This is a genomic window from Verrucomicrobiia bacterium, from assembly GCA_019634625.1.
Classification (GTDB): Bacteria; Verrucomicrobiota; Verrucomicrobiia; order Limisphaerales; family CAIMTB01; genus CAIMTB01.
Genome location: JAHCBA010000021.1, coordinates 62,586 through 82,592, shown reverse-complemented (window position 1 = coordinate 82,592; position 20,007 = coordinate 62,586). Strand labels below are relative to the sequence as shown.

The window sequence follows — 20,007 nt, the reverse complement described above, 5'->3', positions numbered from 1 at the left end:
CGGTCTAGCGTTGCCGCGGGGTGGGATTGAGGACCGGCGTGTCCGCAATGCGCTGGAGCCGGAAGTCCCCCAGCAACCGCACGTCGCGGTGATGCAACCCGCTCAGGGTCTCGCGAAAGATCCCCCCAAGGGTGTCGTGCCCGTAGTCCCGAATCGCCGCACCTCCCGGATCGCCCGGGGTGAATTCGAACTCCAGTCGCCGCCGCACCTCGCGAGCCTCCGGGCGAAACGCCGCGAAACGCTCGTCAAGGTTGTCATGGTCGGGATGGAACCGATGTCGAAACGGATGGGTCGGGAAGTTCGGCGGCAGGACGATCGTCCCGGAAACGGTCCCACCCACCTCGAACGCGCCGGCGAGGCTCAGGCTGTTCTCCGCACCCCCGTCGAAATCGATTCCCACCGTGCTCAACCGGCGTCCCGTCAGCACCCCATCCCGCAACGCCACCCCCCTGAAACTCGGAACCAGTTCCGGCCGCGTCAACCACACGAAACGCCCCGGTTCATCCGTCACCCGCACCCCGCCCTCCACCGTCCGGTAGGTTCCGTCCTCCCACATCTGGATCGCCTCCTTCAACAGGCGCGCCTGCCCGTTCGTCCCCACATGGAACAGCACCCGCATGGCGAACGGCGAAGGCACCGGGGTCGGCAGGGTCGGGTCCGCCCCGTGCGCCTCGCTCACCGCCGACACCCGCAGGCTGCCGATCCACAGCCCCACATGCGGATGCGTCGGACCGCCCGCCTCCGTCGTTCGCCGACGCGCCGACACCGGGATCAGGTGACGCGTCCCCACTCCGTCGCTCGCGACCAGCACGTCCCCGTAGGCATTCCCCGCGAAGGCGCTCCGCCTGGGAGCCAGTCGCAACGACGCCCGCGCTCCGGGGGCGATCTCGATCGTTCGCCGCGCTCCGAAAGGACGCCATGCGACCGAACCGTCCGCCGTATCGAGTTCCCACGACACAAGGACATCCGCGCCCTGCATCCCCTGCATCGCCGCCACCACTGTTCGCGCGGACGCCTCGCGATTCCGCAGTCGCACCGGCAGTTCCTCGATCAGGGCGTCGTAATCCAGTCCGTCCCCCCGATCCACTTCGATCTCCAGCGGCGCCACAAACCGCGACGCCCCGCGGCTGTACACCCAGTACGCCTCCCCCGCGCCCATCGTGTCGTTCGCCCCCGCCAATCGCCATTGCCCGTCCGCGCCCAGGCGATACACCTCCTCCATCGGTCCCGTGCCCGACCGGTGATGTGCCGCCGAACTGCGCAGGAACTCCCCGAAGCGCGGCAACCGCGCCGGGTCCACCGGGAAGCCCCGCAGATTGTACGCGTCCGGAACCCAGGCCGGATGGCGCAACGACGGTCGCCCCGTCACCCGCCACGTCACGGCCTGCGAACCGCCGATCCGGATCAGGTACGGACGGTTGGCCTGCACCGTGTGCAACGTGGTCACGAAGGCCTCCGGATACGGCTCCGGCCGGTACACCATCCATCCCGGGTCGTTCCACCGCGCCTCGTTCTGATCCCGCACGAAGTCCACCGACGACAACCGCTCCGCCCGGGTCCATACCGACTCCACCGGAATCGCCGCGAAGACCGCCACGGACCGTGCGTCCGTCGGCGCCACCTCGAGGAACACCGCGTTCCAGCCCGGACGCAGGGTCCAGGTCTGCGTGAACTCCTGACCGTGAACCGGCGCGGCGCCCATCCCCCATCCGAATCCCACCAACGCCAGAGCCGCCACGCGACCGAGCCGCCCGGGCCCACTCCCGCACCCGGGCGTCCATGGATCGCTCCGATGGGGATTCGCACGGATCCGCACGAAGGACGCACACGGGCGCGATGGAGGACAATGGGCAGTATTCATGTTCCCGGAAGCCTTCGTCGCGGACCGCCAAACACCTCGAATACCCCTCGCAATCCGGTGGGCCCGGCGCGACGACCCCAACGAAATTCGAACTCCCGACGACAAACGAAAAGGGCTCTGGCTCTGCACCCTGTTGATTCGCCCGCCATGGGTCAAGCCTCAGCCCGAACGAGTCAGCAAGGCTCATTCTGGCGGTCTTCGAAGGCCGAGAGGCTGAGAGGCCCGGGGGCGGGGGGCGGTCGATCCTCGGACCACCGCCAAGTCGATGCCATTGCCAGTGAGCTGCGCCCACGAAGGGGTCTCCCCTAAAGGTGGAGGTGATGTCAACAAATACTGTCAGTCCCAATACCACAATACCAATCCGGGGGCGGGGGGGGCGGTCCTCGGACCACCGCCAGGTCGATGCCAGTGCCAGTGAACTGCGCCCACCAAGGGGTCGCCCTAAAGGTGGAGATGAGGTCAATAAATACTGTCAGTCCCAATACCACGAGCTGGATCAACCTCCACGGCTATTATCCGCCGAGCATGATCGACCAGGAAGTTGTGGTGCACCTCGTCTCCGAGGGCATTTACCTCGGCATCAAGTTTCTTTCCTGGACCCAAGGCCCGTTCGATGGTCCCGGCGGCGGCGGTTTCTCCTATGAGCGGACGACCATGCCCGAGCCGGGCGCCGTGGGCGTCGTGGCGGGAACCCTCCTCCTGGTCGGCGGAGCGGGTGCGCGGAGTTTCCTTCGGAGCAAACGGTAGGCAGGGTCTGCCTGCTGCGGCCCTCGTCCGGGGTCAGCGGCCGTTCTCCTCCGCATCCCGACGCATCCGCCATCGTTCAGGCATCGTCGGGTCCGCTTTGGAGGAGTCGTATGCCAATTCGCAGCGGATTTCCCTGATCCCCTGTTCGAAGTCCGTACTGAGCGGGACGTTGAGTCTCCACAAAGGAAGGGCGAACGCGAGCCCGTCTTGCCCAAGGCCCGAAGGCCGGAAGGCGATAGCCCAGCCGGCTGCCCTCCCAGGCGGCGGTGACCGTCCCGAGCACCGGCTCGATCTTCGAGACCGGCGCGGTCAGGTGGCCGCACCCTTCGCGGAGAAAAGGATGGGGATTTGTCTTTGGGCACGCTGGGGGAGTGGCGGTTCGGGAGGGGAATTCAAGCGGTGCATCCGGGAGTTGGGGGTGAGGAGGCAGCGAATCGGAGGGACGAGCTCCGCGAGTCCTCAACCCAACGCGCCACACCCTTGCGGCCTCGTGGAACTCGGCCCTCCGGAGCGACGCTTGGCGAAGTCTGCACCGCTCCCCACAACTCCGGGATGCACGGGAATTCAAGGCGGAAGGCGGACCGGGATGGACGCTGACGCCCCAATCCGGATGATCGGTGCGTGATCACCCGGTTTGCGATCTCCAACTTCAAGCGCCTGCGGGAGGTCGAGTTGGACCTCGGCGCCTCGGTCGTGTTCGTCGGACCCAACAACTCGGGCAAGACCTCGGCCTTGCAGGCGCTGGCGCTTTGGGACGTGGGCTGGCGGCGCTGGGCGGAGAAGCGCGACAACAGCAAGGCCAGCGAACGCACCGGCGTCGTCATCAACCGGAAGGACCTCGCCGCCGTCCCGGTGCCCAGCGCCAAACTCCTTTGGCGCGATCTCCGCACCATGAACACCCAGCCTGCCGGCGGCAAACGGAGCACCGAGAAGGTGCTCGTCTCGCTGACCGCGGAAGGCATTTATCGGGACAAGGCATGGACGTGCGGAATGGAGTTCTACTACGCGAACGAGGAGTCCTTGTATTGCCGCCTCAGGGAACCCGCCGACGGACGTGTCCCCGACGGGGCACGTCACCACAACGTCGTCTTCCTGCCACCCATGTCCGGACTCGCCGAACGCGAGTACCGCAAGGAGGCTGGTGAGATCGGCGTGCTCATCGGGGAGGGCCGCACCGCCGAGGTGCTCCGGAATCTGTGCTGGGCGCTCTATGATCGGGACGACAAGCGGCCTTGGAAGCGCCTTGTGGACCACATCGCCGAGATGTTCGCGATTCAACTTGCCGATCCCGTATATCTGAAGGAGCGGAGCGAGATCACCCTCGCTTATCGAGAGCCATCCGGGGTGGATCTCGACATTTCCTCCTCCGGACGCGGCTGCCAGCAGGTTCTCCTGCTACTCGCCTACCTGCTCGCCAACCCGGGGTCGGTGCTCCTCCTCGATGAACCGGATGCCCATCTCGAGATCCTCCGACAGCGCGACATCTACAACCTTCTCACCACGATCGCCTCGGAGACCCATTCCCAGATCGTCGCCGCCAGCCACTCGGAAGTCGTGCTCCAGGAGGCCGCCGAACGCGATGTGGTGATCGCCTTCCTCGGCCGCCCGCATCGCATCGACACCCGGTCCCGTCATCAAGTTAAGAAGGCGATCGAGAGCATCCGCATGTCCGACTACACCCTGGCCGAACAGCGGGGCTGGATGCTCTACCTGGAAGGCTCCACCGACCTGGCCATCCTGCGAAGTCTCGCCGCGAGGCTCGATCATCCGGCGAAGGCCACCCTCGACGCCAGAGTCCCGGTCGTGTACCTCGGCAACAACAAGCCCCAGGAGGCGCGGGACCACTTCCAGGGTCTGCGCGAGGCCAAACCCGATCTGGTGGGTTTCGCGCTCTTCGACCGCCTCGACAAGGAACTCCACACCGGCTCCCGACTCGCCGAGCGGATGTGGTCGCGTCGGGAGATCGAGAACTACCTGGTCACTCCCGAAAGCCTGAGGGCCTTCGCGGTGAGGGGCCTGAGGACGGACGATCTCCTCGAGATGGCCGAGGCCAGGAACCGCCTGATCGTCCTCGAGTCCTGCCTCAAGGAATTGACGGATGCGCTGCGCCTGACCCGGAAGGACCCCTGGGGACCGGACATCAAGGTGACAGACGAGTTTCTCGACCTGCTCTTCCCGCTGTTCCACGAGCGCCTGGGAATCCCGCAACGGACCTTCAAGCGCGACTACCACGAGCTGGCCGAGTCCATCCCCGTCGATCAGGTGCCCCCGGAGGTCTCGCAGGTCCTGGACCTGATCGCCGAGGTCGCTTCCCGGGCGACGCCCGAGGGGCCAGCGCCGTGGCCGTAGCCATGCAGTAGGGTCGGGGGCGCTGGCTTGGTCTTTTTGGGCAAGAGCTTCGTCGTTCCCTCGTTACGTATCACGGTTCCGTGTCAATAAATACTGTCAGTCCCAATACATGGGCCTCGTCAATAAACATTGTCAGGCTCAATATAAGAAGCCGGGAGACAGCCAGGGGCTCCGCCGAACCGCCGCCTGGTGAACGGGAACGTGGAAAGTGGCGCTGTGGTGTCGCAGGTCAGTGGGTGAATGGGTTGGGTATTGGATGGGCGTTGGGAGCTTGCGCGGGGTCCTCGGGCATGCCATACGGCGGGGGTGGATTCGCCCATGGCCCAGTCCCTGCAGGAGCGTTACGACGACGCGATGTTCGAGTTCACGCAGGAGAACTACGATGGGGCGATCGAGCGGTTGGAGGCGATCCTTCGGGAGGAGCCGGAGCACTTCGATGCGCGGCTGTCGCTGGGGATGGCATGGTGTCGGAAGGGGGATTTTGCCAAGGCGATCGAGGAGGGGCACCGGGCGGAGACGTTGCGACCGCACGAGCAGTTGGTGCACACGAATCTGTCGTTGTTCTACATGAGGGCCGGGGACAAGAAGACGGCGGAGCATCACGGGTTGCAGGCGCGGATTGCGTCGTGGCGGGGCAACATGGACAAGCCGGCGTCGGACGCGCCGGAGGAGGAGCCGGAGTTGCGGATGGCGGGGGCTCCGAAGCCTCCGGTGCGGAAGGTTCCGGCTCCGAGCGAGTTTCCCGACATGCCATGGAAGCGGAAGGCCCCGGCCCCGTCGGCCACCGAGTCGGGCAAGGGGCAGGAAGGAGGTGCGGCATGAGTGAGTTCGTGGCGGTCGCGCAGGCAGACAGTGTGGCGGAGGGCGAGGGGCGGACGGTGGAGGTGCGGGGCCGCCGGTTTGCGTTGTGGCGTGTGGAGGGGGCGTTTCATGCGATCGATGACGCATGTCCGCACCGGGGTGGGCCGCTGGGGGCGGGGGTATTGCAGGATGGGCGGGTGCATTGCCCGTTGCACGGCTGGGCCTTCGATCCCCGGACGGGGGCGTGTCTGAGCAATCCGGAGCGGCCGGTGGCCTGTTATCCAACCAAGGTTGAGGACGGGGTGGTCTGGATCGATCTCCAATCTTCTCAAAACGTATGAAGTCCGCTTACGAACTCGCGATGGAAAGGCTGGCGAAGGCGTCCCCGACGGTAAAGTTGACCGACGAGCAGAAGGGTCAGCTGGCCGAATTGGATTCCGTGTACCGGGCGCGGATTGCGGAGCGGGAGATTTTCCTGACCGGGCAGCTTCAGGAGGCGGCGATGAAGGGGGATTTCGAGGCGGTCGCGCAGTTGGAGCGGCAGCTGGCGTCGGAGCGGAAATCGCTGGAGGCCGAGTGTGGGGAGAAGAAGGAGAAGGTGCGTTCCGGCGTGGGCGGGTGACGGCGTGAGGCGGGGGGGGCGCCTGGTTGGGGGAAGGGTGCGATCAGGCCTGCTTGAGTCCGCGGCGCCAGAGGTCGAAGTGGTAGATCGCCACGACGACAAGGGAATGGCGGATGGTGCCATTGGCGACGAGGTGTGGCAGATCGTCGGCAGGGACGAGACGGGTGGCGATGTCCTCGCCGGGATCGAAATGATGGAGGCCGGTGGGGCGGCAGTCTTCGATAAGGACGGTGTGGCAGGTATTGGATTGGATGGCGGGGTTGGGGGCGATGTTGCCGAGGAGGCGTGCGCGGGATCCCTCGTAGCCGGTTTCCTCACGGAGTTCGCGGATGGCGGTGGCCACGGGGGAGGCGTCGCCGGGGTCCATGACGCCGCCGGGGACTTCGAGATCGATCGAGGCGGTACCGTGCCGGAACTGCTCGACCAGGATCGCCTGTCCGTCCGGGGTGAGAGCGAGGATGTTGACCCAGTCCCGGGAATCGAGGACGAAGAAATCGTGTTCGCAGCCGGTGCGGGGCGAGCGGCGCCAGTCCTGGCGGAGCCGGAAGATGCGGAAGTCGCCGAGGGTTTCGGAGCGGAGGAGGGGCCAGGGCTGGATGGGAGGGTTCACGGGAGCCAGAGACGGAGGACGGGGCCGAGGAGGAGGGCGGGGAGGTAATCGGCCAGGGGCACTTTGCGGACATCGAGGACCACGAGGACGGTCATGGTGACGAGGAGGCCGGCGACGGCGAGGAGGCCGGGCATGAGGCCGGGGTGGTGCATCCAGGGTTTGAGCGAGGCGGCACCGAGGGTGATCGAGCCTTGAAAGGCGATGAGTGGGAGGGCGGCGACCAGGGTGCCGACGCCAAGGATCCGGGCCAGCGCAAGGGCGGCGAGACCGTCGATGGCGGCCTTGATGACAAGGGCGCGGGGGTCACCGGGGAGGCCGTCGAGGAGGGCGCCGACGAGGGCGAGCGGGGTGGCGCAGCAAAGGATTGTGGTGACGACCAGACCTTCGGAGAAATCGGGGCGTCGGGAGCTGCGGACTTTGGCAAAGCGTTCGCGGGCGTAGCGACCGAGGGCGTTCAGTTGCCGTTGGAATCCGAGGGCCCTGCCGAGGGCGCCGGCCAGGACCAGGGCGAGCAGGGCAAGGGCGAGTTGGGCAAGGACGCGGCCGGGCGAACCGCCGATCCCGCTCCAGACGAGGTGGAGACCGGTCCAGAGGGCGGCTGCGGCGATGAGGGCTTTGAGCAGCCATTGAGCGCGTGGCGACGGGTCGCGGCGCACGGTCAACCCCACGCATCCGCCGAGGAGGATGGCGCCCGCATTGATCCATGTGCCGACCACGGACGGAGGGAATCAGTCCGGACTGACCGCCGCCAAGGCGAAAGGGGTTGGAACGGTGGAATCGGCGTGGGGAAGGGGAGGGGTGGGCTCGCCGAACAGGCCCCTCCTGGCGTCGGTGAGGGCGGGTGGAGGAGCGCTACGGCTGGCGGGCGCCGAGGTCGAGGCACCAGAGGCTGCCGGCGGCGTTGCGGAGGTAGAGTCGCCCGTGGGAGAGGACCGGGGTGGTCCAGAAGCGGCCTCCGCCGATCTGGGCTCGGGAGACGGGCTGGAAACCTTCGGGACTGGCGGGACCGATGAGGAGTTCGCCGCGTTCGCCGATGACGATGAGGTATCCGTTGGCGATGGAGAGGGCGCCGTGATTGGGGTCGTCGAAGGTCCACTTTACCTGACCGGAGTCCAGTTCGACGCAGCGCAGGCGGGCCTTGCCGTGATCGCCGTCGATGGCATAGAGGTGGCCGTCGAGGAGGACTGGGGCGTTCATCTGGCTGCGGATGTTCTTGTTTTCCCAGACCACGGCGGGGCGGGAGCCGCGGATTTCGAGGAGGGCGGCGCCCCGGTTGTAACCGGAGGCGAGGAAGACGCGATTGGGGCCGGCCACGATGGGGTCGGCGGCATTGACATCGTGGCTCGTTCTCCAGGCATGACTCCAGACTTTGCGACCGTTATCGGCGCGGACGGCGGCAAGTTCCCGGGCGCCGAAGAGGAGGTAAAGGGACTGTCCGGCGTGTTGGAAGGGGACGGGGGTGGCATAGCCGGACTCGGCGGTGCCGGACTTCCAAAGGAGGCGGCCGGAGTGTTTGTCCACGGCGGCGCCGTGGGCCCCGACGTTCAGGACGGCGCGATCGCCATCGATGAGGACGGAACCGGCGAATCCCCAGGTTGGAATCCTGGCACCAACTTCGCGGGCGATGTCCTTCTGCCAGGCGACGGCGCCGGTGGCGGCGTCGAGGGCGAACAGGTCGCCGCGGCGGCTAAGGAGGTACACGCGATGGCCGTCCACGGTCGGGGAGGCGCTGGTTCCGCCCTCGTAGTATTTGGGATCGAGGGGTTGTTGGTAACGATGCTGCCAGAGGACCTGGCCGGTGGCGGCATCGAAGGCGTGGAGGGTATCGTGGTCCTCGCGGTTGCCGGTGGTGAAGGCTCGTCCGTCAGCGACGCTGACCGCGGCGAATCCGATGCCAACCTGGGCACGCCAGAGGACCGGGGGGCCGTCGGGCGGGAACAGGGGGTTCCAGTCGGATTCGAGCGAGATTCCGGTACGTTCCGGACCACGCCAATGCGGCCAGTCGTTGGCGGCAACGGTTGCGGGGAGGAGGGCGAGGAGGGCGAGGAGGGAAGGGGTACGGGAGGCCAGGGGGGCGAGGGATTTCATGGGAAGGCGGCAGGTGGCGCGGAACCTAGCGGGCGCGACGGGGGCGTCAACCGGGTCCGAGCATCAGGCAGAACATGGCGTCGCGGAGTTTCGGTTCGAACCAGGTGCTCTTGGGGGGCATGATGCCGCCGGCATCGGCGATGGCCATGAGGTCCTCGATGCCGGTGGGGTGCATGGAGAAGGCGCAGGCGAACTCGCCGTTCTGGACGCGATGTTCGAGTTCGTCCGTGCCGCGGATGCCGCCGATGAACTGGATCCGGTGGCTGGTGCGGGGATCGTCGATGGCGAAGAGGGGTTGGAGGATGCGGTCCTGGAGGAGGGTGACGTCGAGGGCCTCGATGCCGGAGCGGCCTTCCAGGAGGTCTGGACGGAAGGAGAGCCCGTGCCAGCGGCCGTCGAGGAAGAGACTGAGCGAATGTTTGGCGGAGGGGGAGGCGGGGGCGCCGGGGTGAAGTTCACAGGTCCCGGCCAGGAGGGCGAGGAGACGGCTTGGGGAGTGGCCGTTAAGGTCCTTGAGCCCGCGGTTGTAGGGAAGGATCCGCATCTGGTTGTGGGGGAAGATCACGGTCAGGAACCCCGCGGCATTGGCGGCGCCCTGGCGGGCTTGAAAGACGCGGGCGGCGGCGGCACTGCGGTGGTGCCCGTCGGCGATGTACAGACGGGGGATGCGGTCGAAGAGGTCGCTGAGGCGACGGACGGTCCCGGGATCGGCCACACGCCAGGAGGTGTGGCGGACGTTGTCGGCCGCGGTGAAATCGACGAGTGGGGGGCGGTCCGTCTGGTCGGACACGAGGGTGTCGATTTCGGGTTGGGCGCGGTAGGTGAGGAAGACGGGTCCGGTCTGGGCGTTGAGGGTGTCGATATGGCGGACGCGATCGTCCTCCTTGTCCACGCGGGTCAGTTCATGTTTGCGGATGATGCCATCGAGGTATTCCTGGCAACTGGCGGCGGCGACGAGGCCGGTTTGGGAGTGGGAACCGACGCACTGGCGGTAGAGGTAAAAGGACGGTTGGGCATCGCGGACGAGGGCCCCCTGATCGATGAGGCGCCGGAGATTGTCACGACCGCGGGCGTACACTTCGGGGGCGTAGGGGTCCGTGCCGGGAGGGAGTTCGATCTCGGGTTTGCTGACGCGGAGGAAGCTCAGGGGATTGCCATCGGCGATGGCCCGGGCTTCGTCCGTGGACATGACATCATAGGGCAGTTCGCAGAGGCGCGGGGCGATGGAGGGTTGGGGGAGGAGGGCGGCGAATGGGTGAATGGTGGCCATGGCAGAAGCGCGGAGGAGGGTAGCGGCGGGGCGGCGGGCGGGACCAGAGGAGATTTCCCGGCCTCAATCTTGACGGCCCGGCGAGAGTTCCCTTAGAACGCGCGGCGAGCCTCGTTGGAGCAAGGGGCAGTCGAATTGGAACGATGGGGGGCGCAAGGGACTCATGGGGTGTAGGAACGACTGCGGGCTCGGCCGCGCGGGTTGGGGATGGCCTCGACGTGCGGTGTCATGACGCCTCTGGCATCCCGCCGGGCCTGGCGGGGAAGTACGGCCGGGGCTGGACTGCAAGCAACCGCCTTGGAAGATGAGCCCACCGAACAGATCAAGAGGGGATCCAAACACGGGAGCCGCCTGGCGTCTGGTTTGGATGGCGGGTGCCGTTGGATCGCTGATGGGGTTGCCCTTGGCGACATGGGGACAGGGGGAGACGGGGATCATCGAACTGGAGCCGATGGTGGTGGTGGGTTCGTGGATTCCCCGGATGGAGGGGGTGACTTCCAGCCCGGTGGAGGTCATCGAGGCAGACGTGTTGCGCCGGGTGGCGGCGACGGATGTGATGGATGCGTTGAGGAAGACGCAGGTTGGTTTTTTGGGGAGCGACAACATCGGGCGGGAGGTGAACAACGGCGGGTCGGGGGAGTCGCGGGTGGCGTTGCGCAATCTGCCGACGCTGGTGCTGTTGAACGGGAGGCGACTGGCGAATTCCGCCTTGAGCAACGGATCGGCGGTCGATCTCAACACCGTTCCCGTCTCGATGATCGAGCGGATCGAAGTGCTCAAGGACGGGGCTTCGGCGATCTACGGGGCGGACGCGATCGGGGGTGTGGTAAACGTGGTGTTGAAGAAGGGATACCACGGGGCGGAGGTTGGGGGGCAGTACGGATTCACGACGCGGGGCGATGGTTACCAGGAGTACTCGGCGTGGGTGACGGGCGGATTCTCGAACGATCGCAGTTCAATCACCGCGGGGGCCCGGTATCACTTCAACGATCCCCTGTGGACCCGGGACCGTGCGGTGGCCTCGTACGGGATCTCCGAATTGACGGCGCGCGGATTGTACCCGGCCAGTTACATCAGCCCGACCTATCCCGGCCGGGTGGATGGCTTTGTCCTGGCCGGTTCGCCCTACGCGCAGGGGCATCCGCGGTATGATCCGGGGATGGTGACGGTTCCGGAGCGATTTCTTGGGGGGGTATGGACGATTGAAGATCTGGTGGAGGCGGGGGTGTACATCCCGTTGGCGGAGACGCCGCAGGGATCCGAGTTGGCGGATGCGGGGTGGACGCTTTTTCCGCTGAACAACACGGCGGAGGACACCTATTCGATCCTGCGCCAGGACCGCCGGCAGGTGGCGATGCAGGGCGAGCATGCGCTGTTCGACGACCGGTTGGTGTTGTACGGGGACTTCCTGTTTGCCGATCACCGATCGACGGGTGCGCTGGCGGCGGCGCCGGCGTTCTCCCTGGGCGGCAACCAGGTGAGCATTCCTGCTGACAATCCGTACAATCCGTTTGGGGTGACCCTGGGGGCGGGCGGGTTGGGGAGTCCGCGGGTAACCACCCGGTTCACGAATCTCGGTCCGCGCTATTCGGAGTCGGACACCTCCTATTACCGGGTGTTGGCCGGCCTGCGGGGGCGCTTGGACGAGCCGGGGGGCGGCATCGAGGACATCGCGTGGTCGACGGGCTTCAACTACAACCGGAGCGACCAGCGGCAGATCACGCGCAATGCGCCGTCCGTGCCGGCATTGAACCTGGCTCTGACTCCGGATTTCGCGGCCGATCCCTCGGGCCGGTTGAGTCTGTTGCGGACGGCGGCGGGTGTGGCGTTGCCGACGTACGATTACTTCGGGCTACCGGGCAATCCCCGCAATGATCCCCGGACATTGGAGGCGATCCGGGCCGGCACGTTTCGTGACGGGGCATCGGAGCTGCTGGATGCGGATCTTTTGGTCTCGGCGCGGGCGATTGAATTGCCGGCCGGCAAGGTGGCGTTTGCAGTCGGTGGGCTGTTCCGGTGGGAAAGCCTGAGCACCACCTACGATTTTCTGACGCGCAACGGGCTCGCGCTGGGGGTGCCGGCATCGGGGGATTTCCCTGGGGGTGGGCGCCGCACCTGGGCCGGGTTTGTCGAGACCGGTATTCCGGTGGTGTCGCCTGACATGGCGGTGCCGGGCGTGGCCTCGTTGGAGATCGCGGCGGCCGGGCGATTCGAGTGGCTGGACCCGGGCGGAAGCACGCAAGTGCCGAAGGTGGGGATCAAGTGGGAGCCGGTGGGCGACCAGGTGGCCTTGCGCGGGACGTACTCCCGGGGTTTCATCGCGCCAAGTCTGTTCGAGTTGTACGGCTCGCCCCAGGAATCCTACCCGCTGTTGTCATTGCCGGATGGTTTTGGGCAGGTGCAGTACACCCAGTTCGCCGATCCGAACCTCCGGCCCGCCACGGCGGCCATCTGGACCGGCGGCGTGGTCTGGACGCCGGAGCGCTTGCGGGGTCTGACGCTGTCGCTGGACTACTACCGCATCGACAATCCCGGCATCAGCACCTTCGACTTCCAGTCGTACGCCAATAGCCTGAATGCGCTGGGTTCGGCCTCGCCGTTTGCTTCAGGGTTTATGTTCGGGGACGGGACCCGGCTCAGTTCCACCGCCCCCAACCAGGTGACGGTGGCGAACTGGGGGAATGCGGACATTGTGCCGACGCCGGGGCTGGCGCAGCGGACCGACGGCCTGGATCTCGGCGCGGCGTATGAATGGCGGACGGATACGGCCGGCACCTTTCAGGTCGGCGCCTCGGCCAACATCCTGTTGAACTACGAATTCCGCACGACTCCAGGCGGGCCGTTCCATGGGTACGGCGGGCAGTACACCGACATCTTTACGATACCCGGGGGACAGGGGACGCTGCCGGACTGGAACCTGGCGTTGCGTTTCGCGTGGGAGTACCGGGACCTGACCTTCAGCGTCTTTTCGCGGTACATCCCTGGTGTCGAGGACTTGGGAGTGTTGCATCCCGCAATCGGCGAAGACTACCACGGCTATACCCTGGATGATCGGAAGTGGGACGTGGCGCCATGGTTCACTGTGGACTTACAGCTTGCGTATGAGTTCGGCCGGAGCCGCCCGGGACAGCGATGGGCGGACGGCCTGCGGGTGGCGGTCGGGTGTCAGAATGTGTCCGACGAGGAAGTCTCCCTGGTGCCTTCCTCCAGCGAGGACAATACGGACAAGTCGACCTACAACATCCTCGGGCGGCTGGTGTATTTTCAGGTCTCAAAGCGGTTTTGAGGTCGTCGCAGGGAAATGCTGGATCATGGGTGCGCGTGGGGGTGGCAGGACGTTGCATCCCCGAGCCACAGGCCAGATCTGGTGTATTTCCCCCGAGGCAGGGCGCGTATCGCGACCTCGGCGGTGCTGTCCCAGATGCGGTTCATCAGCCCACCGCATTGACACGGAGATCCCGCAACACGGTGAGCCCCGGGATCGGGGCGCCTCGAATGATCCGAGCGCCGCTCTTGCGTCGCTTCCCGAACTTATCCCGGTGCTGCTCCCACATCTGGTCCACAAACTCCTTCGATCCCAGGAACACCCCGTCGGTCATGTGCCGGATCCGTAGCCGCAGGATCTGGCCCAGCGGTAACTCTCCGCCCCGCGCCAGTTCCGCCCGGATCGCCTCCGGATCGAACACCCGCTTGTCGCTCCGCCCCGACGTCCCGCCAATCACATAGAGGGCCAGGCGATATTCCGCTGACGCAGCGCTCCAATCGGTTGCGCCCAGGAAACCCATGATTCCGCGGCGGATGACCTTGTCGCCGGTGAGGGCGGCGGCGTAGCCGCAGAAGCGGTAGTCTTTGGGATCGTTGACCAGCCCGGCGCGGACGGGGTTGAGGTCGATGTAGGCGGCGATGGCGCGCAGGGTGCTGGGGCAGTCTTCCACCAGGACACTGCGGAAGCGTTCGCCCCAAAGGTAGCCGGTGCGGTCGTGACGGCGGTTGTACCAGCGGGAGAAGCGTTGCTTGAACTCCTGAAGGAAGATGGAGAGGTCGGCGATGCGGGAGAGGACGGCCTGGCGGATGTCGTCGGGGATGGGTTGGCCCTTGTTGACTGCGGCGCGGGCGAGGGAGGGGAGGGTGGCCTTGGGCCCGTAGAAGTCCTCGAGTTTGGCGAGGATGACGTCGTCCGGGATGGAGTCGGGAAGGGGCTTGGGGGGGACGCGGATGAGGAGATGGAAGTGGTTGGACATCATGCAGAAGGTGATGATGTCGATGTCGCAGAACCGGGCGAGGTGGTGGAGGAGATTGAGGAGTTTGTTCTTCCCGGAGTCATCGAGGAGGTGTAGGCCGCCGGCGACGCGGGACATGCAATGATAGGTGGCGGGGAGCATGGGGTCGGCGGTGATGCGCGGGGTTCTCATGAGGTTGAGTTGGGTGAGGGAGACGCGGGTGGGGTGTGCGGAATGATGGGGTGAAGGATGATCGATGAGTAAGAGGGCGTCAATTGCAAAAGGACTGACTAATTAACAAATGGTCTAACAGTCTGTATCCCTGTCCGGGAAAACTTAAACAGCCTGGCTTATTAAATTAAATGTAGACGATCCTCCTGGGTTAACTGCAAAAAGTCTGGCCAGTTATCAGGATTCATGGGTCAATAGTAAATTGGCTGTCTATTTATTGGAATTCTCGGGCCGTTGATTGGGATTCCATGAGGATTTGGTTCGAGGCTGGGAATCGCCCTTCCGCGAGAGGTCTGATCCGGGCAGGATTGAGGCATGGCGACAAGGTCCGACGCAGAGATTCCGGGACGGGCCCCGGCGTTGGGGCGCGTTTTGGCCGGGGCTGTGCTGGCGCTGTTCCTGATGGTGGGTATGGGATTGTACTGGGTTTGGAGCCGGGCCCAGCGGGAGCGCGAGTGGCGGAATGCGGTGACCCTCGAATCCGGTGGGGTCGCCGGGCAGGCGGGGTCGGGTCCGGTTCCTTCGTCGGTATCGGAGCCGGCAGGGAGTCCGGACTAGACAAGGAGGGTGTCGTCCGGGTTGGGTGACGGATGTCATGAATGTCCCGGTCGAACGTGTGGTGGACTTGCTGGATCCGGCATTGAACCGCCTTCCATCGGGGTTCCTTGAGGAGGCCAGAGAGCGGGTGCGAAGCGGGGATCCGGCGGCGGTTCGGACGATTCCCGGGTCGTTCGCGTTGTGGGCGCGGGAGGGGAAAAAGGTGCGGATGGCGCGGTCGCTGGACCGGCCGATGCGATATTTCCTGGCGAAGCGGCACGAGGGTCCGGCGTTGATCGTGGCGGACCGGATTGACGCGCTCTATGCGTGGTTGAAGTCGGAGGGATTGGAGGGGCAGTTCCATCCGAGTTACACGCGGATGGTGCCGGCGCATTACGTGGTCGAGATCGAATTAGTTGGGTGTCCGGATCCGGACCCGGTGTACCGGCGGTTTCTGGATCCGGAGCGGAACTCACTTTCGGGGCAGCCGGACGAGATTGGGGCAATGTATGTTTCGGCGTTGTCGGGAGAGATTCTCAAGTGGCTGCCAACCATTCCGGAGGACGAGCCGGTCGGGGTGTGTTTCAGCGGGGGAATCGACAGCGGGGCGGTATTCATCTTGGCGTACCAGGCGATGCGGCAACTGGCGATGAACCCGTCGCGGCTGAAGGCGTTCACGCTGGATCTGGGTGGCGGGGCGGACCTGGCGCAGGCGCGGCGTTTTCTCGAGTCGCTGGGACTGGCGTTGTTCCATGAACCGGTCGAGGCGGATCCGGCGACACTCGATCCGGGGGAAGCGGTCCGGATCGTGGAGGACTACAAGCCGCTCGATATCGAGGCGGCGACGATGTTGATCGCGCTGCTGAAGGGGATTCGGGCGAGGTATCCGAAATGGCGCCATCTGGCGGACGGGGATGGCGGGGACGAGAACCTGAAGGACTATCCGATCGAGGAGAATCCCGAGCTGACGATCCGCTCGGTGGTGAACAACCTGATGCTGTACCAGGAGGGGTGGGGGGTGGGAAAGATCAAGCATTCGCTGACCTACAGCGGCGGGCTCAGCCGCAGCTATACGCGGACCTATGCGCCGATGCGGCATTTTGGATTCGCGGGGTTCAGTCCCTTCACCCAGCCGCACGTGGTCGAGATTGCGGAGGGGATTCCCTTTGCGGTGTTGACCGGGTACGACCACCAGCGGCTGTACGAGCTGAAGGGCGACATTGTGCGCCGGGGAATGAAGCAGGTGCTGGGGATCGATTTTCCGGTCTTCCCGAAGCGCCGGTTTCAACACGGGGTGCTGCCGTTGGAGGAATTGCGCCGGCGTGTGCCGGACCGTGAGCGTTTCTACCGACGGCAATTCGCGGAGCAGTATGGCGAGGCGGACCGTTGAGCAACGGGCTGGGGACTCGCGGAGCCTGCTCCTCCCTGCTGCATGGATACGGCAAAGGAGGGTGCGAATCGGATTCAACCCGGTTCAACCCACGAGTCCGCGGATGACGTTGCCGTGGACGTCGGTGAGGCGGAAGTCGCGTCCCTGGTAGCGGAAGGTGAGGCGCTGGTGATCGATGCCGCAGAGGTGGAGCATGGTGGCGTGGAGGTCGTGGACATGAACGACGTCCTGCACGGCGCGGTAACCCAGTTCGTCGGTTTCACCCCAGGCGATGCCGGGGCGCACGCCGCCACCGGCCATCCAGACGGAGAAGGCGAGGATGTGATGGTCCCGGCCGCTGCCCTGTCCCATGGGGGTGCGTCCGAACTCACCGCCCCACAGCACCAGGGTGTCGTCGAGGAGTCCGCGCTGCCTGAGGTCGGTGACCAGGGCGGCTGAGGCACGATCGACATCGGCGGCGGCGCTGCGCATGCCGGCCTCGATTTCGCCGTGATGGTCCCAGGCGCGGTGGTAGAGCTGGATGAAGCGCACGCCGCGTTCGGCGAGGCGGCGGGCCATGAGGCAGTTGGAGGCGAAGGTGCCGTCGCCGGGTTCGCGAATGCCGTAGAGTTCGAGGGTCTTGGCGGATTCGCCGCTGAAGTCGGTCAGTTCGGGCACAGACGTCTGCATGCGGAAGGCCATTTCGTACTGGGCGATCCGGGTGCGGATTTCGGGGTCGTAGCGTTGGTCGGCAAGGAGGCCATTGAGGCGTTGGACCTCTTCGACGATCTGGCGCTGGGCGCTCTGGCAGACGCCCTCGGGGTTTCCGATGTAGTGGACGGCGTCGCCGCGGGACTGGAACTGGATGCCCTGGAAGCGGCTGGGCAGGAATCCGCTGGACCACTGGCGGGCGGACACGGGTTGTTGTCCGTAGCGGCCGGCGGACGTGAAGACGACGAAGCCCGGCAGGTCCTCGGTCTCGGCTCCGAGACCGTAGAGGAGCCAGGAACCCATGCTGGGCCGGCCCTTGATGATCGAACCGGTGTTCATGAAGAAGTGGGCGGGGTCGTGATTGATCTGTTCCGTCTGCATCGAGCGGACGATGCAGAGGTCGTCGGCGATGGCCTGCTGGTGGGGGAACAGGTCGGCGATTTCGAGGCCCGATTCACCGCACTTCCGGAATCCGCAGAAGGGGCCGCGCGCTTTCAGTTCGGTGTTCTGCAACTGGGCGAGTTGTTGTCCGCGTGTGAACGACTCGGGGAACGGTTGTCCGTCGAGGGCTTGCAGGGCGGGTTTGTAGTCGAAGGTTTCGAGGTGGGACGGTCCGCCCGCCATGCAGAGGTGAATGATGCGCTTTGCCCGCACCGGAGCGTGGGGGGTGGTCACCACACCCGGCCAGCGTCCTTCGGAACCCGCGGGTTCGGCGGCCCTGGCATCGAGGCCCCGGCCCAGGAGGGTTGCCAGGGCCATCCCGCCCAAGCCGTAGGCCGAGCGTCCGAGGAAGGTGCGGCGGCACAGGTCCACCTGCGAACGTTCGGATAGGGGCGGCGATGCGTGCATGGGGGACACGGTAGCACGCCGGTCGCGCGCCTCGCAGCCGGAAAAGGGAGGGCGGAGGGCGGATGGGTCAGGTCGGCGACATCGGTCATCGCGGATGGGGTCACCAGGGTGAAGTCGTCGGTGAATCGATGGGTGACATGGATTCCGCGGGGGAGGCGGGCGGGCGGGCACAGCACGCCGAGGTCCAGATCGCCTGCAAGCAGGGCGTCAGGGATTTCCCGCCCCGAACGGTACGCGACGCGGCAGGAATGGACACAAATAGACCGGCATCTAAATGGTGACGGCGCCGATTAAGAGGCCCGGCAAACTCAGGTTGACGGTCAACAATAAAACAACCCAGCGCGCCGCGAATGGATGGATTACAAAAGAATTGTCGTTTGAATGTTGACCTTTCAAATAGTCGGGCTGGCACATAGAAGTTGACTCAAATAAATAAATAGGCTGGCGCATAAACGGAGAGCATTGGCAGCGACGGGGGGTGAGGGCCGGGTCAGTCGAGGCGGCGCCAGAAGAGGTTGGCCCACTGGGCGGGGCGGGGCGGGGGGATGAGGACGAGGGGGGCCTGAGGGGGGATGCCTGGGAGTTCGAACCCGGTTCCGAGGGGGCGACCGTTGATCTCGATGGCGAGGTGGTTGCCGCGGAGGCGGAGGAGGGCGCGGTTCCATTGTCCGGGCGGGTTTTCCCCGGAGCGATCCCGGGCGGTCCATGGGGCGAGGACGGTGGCCAGATTGTAGCCGCGGGGGCGGACCAGGCGGGTCCAGTCGCCGGGTTGTTCGCGGTCGGGCCAGCGCCAGTCGAGGATGAGTTCGCCGTCGCCGAAGGAGTGTTCGGAAACCAGCGGGGTGGCGTCGTCGCCGCCGAGACTGGCGAGGGTCCAGTCCTCGACGCGCCAGGATCGGGCGACGGCTTCGGTCCAGTGCCAGCCTGAACCGTCCACGCCGGAGTAGAGGGGATGGAAGCCGAGGGCGGGTTCGGCGATGTGTTCGGGGGGGAGGGCTTCGCGGGCGGGGAGTTCGCGGAGGCGGAGGTTGCGGAACTCGACGGGGGAACCTTCGGATTCGAGGCAGATGTAGCCCTTGCGGGGGGAGGCGCTGTGGCCGCGGGTGACGATTTTGCCGTTGACGGCGAGGGAGATGGCGCCGTCCACGCACTCGATGCGGTAGTGATTCCACTCGGGGGAGGGGCGGGAACGCTTCTCGATGGGGAAGGCGCGATCGCCGCCGCGTCCGTTGATGGGGACCATGCGGGCGCCGTGGATGGGGAAGATATCGCCGTCGGAGGTGAACCAGGTGCCTTCGCGGCCATCGAGGACCTGGACTTCGATACCGCGGATGAAGGGTTGACCGGGGGCGGTGAGGGCATCGGCCCAGACGAACACGCCGGCGTTGCCCTGGGGCCGGAGGTGACGCCATTCGAGTTCGAGGATGAAGTTCTGGTACATCCGGTCGGTGCGCAGTTCGCCGATGGGGAAGCCGGTGCAGTGGATGAGGCCGTTGGTGGCGCGCCAGGTGCCGGGGGCGCAGTTGACGTTGACCCAGCCATCGAGGTTGTGGCCGTTGAAGAGGGGGCGGAATCCATCTTCGCCACGGCCCGACATGGCGAGCAGCAGGAGGGCGGCGGGAACTCCGAGGGGAATCTTCATGGGGAAGATCCTGAACGGAAGCGGGGCGCGCGACAGCGACAAAAAGCGGGGGACAAGAAAGAAGCCGGCGGTCTGCACAGGCAGACCGCCGGGACCACAT

General features: G+C 65.9%; 16 protein-coding genes. 8 read left to right on the top strand and 8 right to left on the bottom strand.

Features of this window, described 5'->3' with window-relative positions:
• Positions 1–4: 4 nt before the first annotated feature.
• Positions 5–1,738: a hypothetical protein gene (locus KF833_13775; protein MBX3746370.1), complete on the bottom strand. Its 1,734-nt coding sequence runs from the start codon at positions 1,736–1,738 to the stop codon at positions 5–7.
• 648 nt (positions 1,739–2,386) lie between these two features.
• Between KF833_13775 and KF833_13770 the strand changes: the two genes are divergently transcribed.
• The 5 genes from KF833_13770 (at position 2,387) to KF833_13750 (ending at position 6,380) form a co-directional block, all read left to right on the top strand.
• Complete coding sequence (locus tag KF833_13770) at positions 2,387–2,608, top strand: hypothetical protein (protein ID MBX3746369.1); 222 nt, start codon at positions 2,387–2,389, stop codon at positions 2,606–2,608.
• A gap of 621 nt (positions 2,609–3,229) precedes the next feature.
• Positions 3,230–4,957, top strand: coding sequence for an AAA family ATPase (locus tag KF833_13765; protein ID MBX3746368.1), 1,728 nt, complete (start codon positions 3,230–3,232; stop codon positions 4,955–4,957).
• Between the two features lie 318 nt (positions 4,958–5,275).
• Complete coding sequence (locus KF833_13760; GenBank protein ID MBX3746367.1) at positions 5,276–5,779, top strand: tetratricopeptide repeat protein; 504 nt, start codon at positions 5,276–5,278, stop codon at positions 5,777–5,779.
• Complete coding sequence (locus tag KF833_13755; protein ID MBX3746366.1) at positions 5,776–6,099, top strand: Rieske (2Fe-2S) protein; 324 nt, start codon at positions 5,776–5,778, stop codon at positions 6,097–6,099. Before KF833_13760 ends, KF833_13755 begins: the two co-directional genes overlap by 4 nt.
• On the top strand, positions 6,096–6,380 hold the full coding sequence (locus KF833_13750) for a hypothetical protein (protein ID MBX3746365.1): 285 nt from the start codon (positions 6,096–6,098) through the stop codon (positions 6,378–6,380). Before KF833_13755 ends, KF833_13750 begins: the two co-directional genes overlap by 4 nt.
• A gap of 43 nt (positions 6,381–6,423) precedes the next feature.
• On the opposite strand, the gene KF833_13745 is transcribed toward KF833_13750, so the two are convergent.
• From KF833_13745 to KF833_13730, 4 genes are all read right to left on the bottom strand, one after another.
• Positions 6,424–6,978, bottom strand: coding sequence for an NUDIX hydrolase (locus KF833_13745; protein MBX3746364.1), 555 nt, complete (start codon positions 6,976–6,978; stop codon positions 6,424–6,426).
• An 8-nt stretch (positions 6,979–6,986) separates the two neighbouring features.
• Positions 6,987–7,706: a DUF554 family protein gene (locus KF833_13740; protein ID MBX3746363.1), complete on the bottom strand. Its 720-nt coding sequence runs from the start codon at positions 7,704–7,706 to the stop codon at positions 6,987–6,989.
• Between the two features lie 136 nt (positions 7,707–7,842).
• Positions 7,843–9,078, bottom strand: a complete 1,236-nt coding sequence (locus tag KF833_13735; protein ID MBX3746362.1) for a PQQ-like beta-propeller repeat protein — start codon at positions 9,076–9,078, stop codon at positions 7,843–7,845.
• Between the two features lie 46 nt (positions 9,079–9,124).
• Positions 9,125–10,348 (bottom strand): DUF1015 domain-containing protein, encoded by a 1,224-nt coding sequence (locus KF833_13730; GenBank protein ID MBX3746361.1) that lies wholly within the window; start codon positions 10,346–10,348, stop codon positions 9,125–9,127.
• 367 nt (positions 10,349–10,715) lie between these two features.
• On the opposite strand from KF833_13730, the gene KF833_13725 reads away from it, so the two are divergent.
• On the top strand, positions 10,716–13,634 hold the full coding sequence (locus KF833_13725) for a TonB-dependent receptor plug domain-containing protein (protein MBX3746360.1): 2,919 nt from the start codon (positions 10,716–10,718) through the stop codon (positions 13,632–13,634).
• 145 nt (positions 13,635–13,779) lie between these two features.
• Here KF833_13725 and KF833_13720 read toward each other — a convergent pair whose 3' ends face one another.
• Entirely contained in the window at positions 13,780–14,760 is a 981-nt protein-coding gene (locus KF833_13720; GenBank protein ID MBX3746359.1) for a transposase, read from the bottom strand.
• 354 nt (positions 14,761–15,114) lie between these two features.
• Here KF833_13720 and KF833_13715 point away from each other — a divergent pair, with 354 nt between their 5' ends.
• Both KF833_13715 and KF833_13710 read left to right on the top strand, forming a co-directional pair.
• On the top strand, positions 15,115–15,357 hold the full coding sequence (locus KF833_13715) for a hypothetical protein (GenBank protein ID MBX3746358.1): 243 nt from the start codon (positions 15,115–15,117) through the stop codon (positions 15,355–15,357).
• A 37-nt stretch (positions 15,358–15,394) separates the two neighbouring features.
• Entirely contained in the window at positions 15,395–16,726 is a 1,332-nt protein-coding gene (locus KF833_13710; GenBank protein ID MBX3746357.1) for an asparagine synthetase B family protein, read from the top strand.
• 84 nt (positions 16,727–16,810) lie between these two features.
• Here the strand turns inward: KF833_13710 and KF833_13705 are convergent, their stop codons facing one another.
• Both KF833_13705 and KF833_13700 read right to left on the bottom strand, forming a co-directional pair.
• A complete protein-coding gene (locus KF833_13705) occupies positions 16,811–18,265 on the bottom strand; it encodes a DUF1501 domain-containing protein (GenBank protein MBX3746356.1) in 1,455 nt (484 codons plus the stop codon).
• 490 nt (positions 18,266–18,755) lie between these two features.
• Positions 18,756–19,907 carry a DUF1080 domain-containing protein gene (locus KF833_13700; GenBank protein MBX3746355.1) on the bottom strand — a complete coding sequence of 384 codons (1,152 nt, stop codon included), beginning with the start codon at positions 19,905–19,907 and terminating at the stop codon, positions 18,756–18,758.
• Between the last annotated feature and the right edge of the window lie 100 nt (positions 19,908–20,007).

Excerpts from the sequence above, each read along its gene's own strand:
- KF833_13770 (MBX3746369.1), top strand. The coding sequence starts at position 2,387 with ATGATCGACCAGGAAGTTGTGGTGCACCTCGTCTCCGAGGGCATTTAC.
- KF833_13760 (MBX3746367.1), top strand. The coding sequence starts at position 5,276 with ATGGCCCAGTCCCTGCAGGAGCGTTACGACGACGCGATGTTCGAGTTC.
- KF833_13755 (MBX3746366.1), top strand. The coding sequence starts at position 5,776 with ATGAGTGAGTTCGTGGCGGTCGCGCAGGCAGACAGTGTGGCGGAGGGC.
- KF833_13750 (MBX3746365.1), top strand. The coding sequence starts at position 6,096 with ATGAAGTCCGCTTACGAACTCGCGATGGAAAGGCTGGCGAAGGCGTCC.
- KF833_13735 (MBX3746362.1), bottom strand. The coding sequence starts at position 9,078 with ATGAAATCCCTCGCCCCCCTGGCCTCCCGTACCCCTTCCCTCCTCGCC.
- KF833_13730 (MBX3746361.1), bottom strand. The coding sequence starts at position 10,348 with ATGGCCACCATTCACCCATTCGCCGCCCTCCTCCCCCAACCCTCCATC.
- KF833_13725 (MBX3746360.1), top strand. The coding sequence starts at position 10,716 with ATGGCGGGTGCCGTTGGATCGCTGATGGGGTTGCCCTTGGCGACATGG.
- KF833_13720 (MBX3746359.1), bottom strand. The coding sequence starts at position 14,760 with ATGAGAACCCCGCGCATCACCGCCGACCCCATGCTCCCCGCCACCTAT.
- KF833_13715 (MBX3746358.1), top strand. The coding sequence starts at position 15,115 with ATGGCGACAAGGTCCGACGCAGAGATTCCGGGACGGGCCCCGGCGTTG.
- KF833_13710 (MBX3746357.1), top strand. The coding sequence starts at position 15,395 with ATGAATGTCCCGGTCGAACGTGTGGTGGACTTGCTGGATCCGGCATTG.
- KF833_13705 (MBX3746356.1), bottom strand. The coding sequence starts at position 18,265 with ATGCACGCATCGCCGCCCCTATCCGAACGTTCGCAGGTGGACCTGTGC.
- KF833_13700 (MBX3746355.1), bottom strand. The coding sequence starts at position 19,907 with ATGAAGATTCCCCTCGGAGTTCCCGCCGCCCTCCTGCTGCTCGCCATG.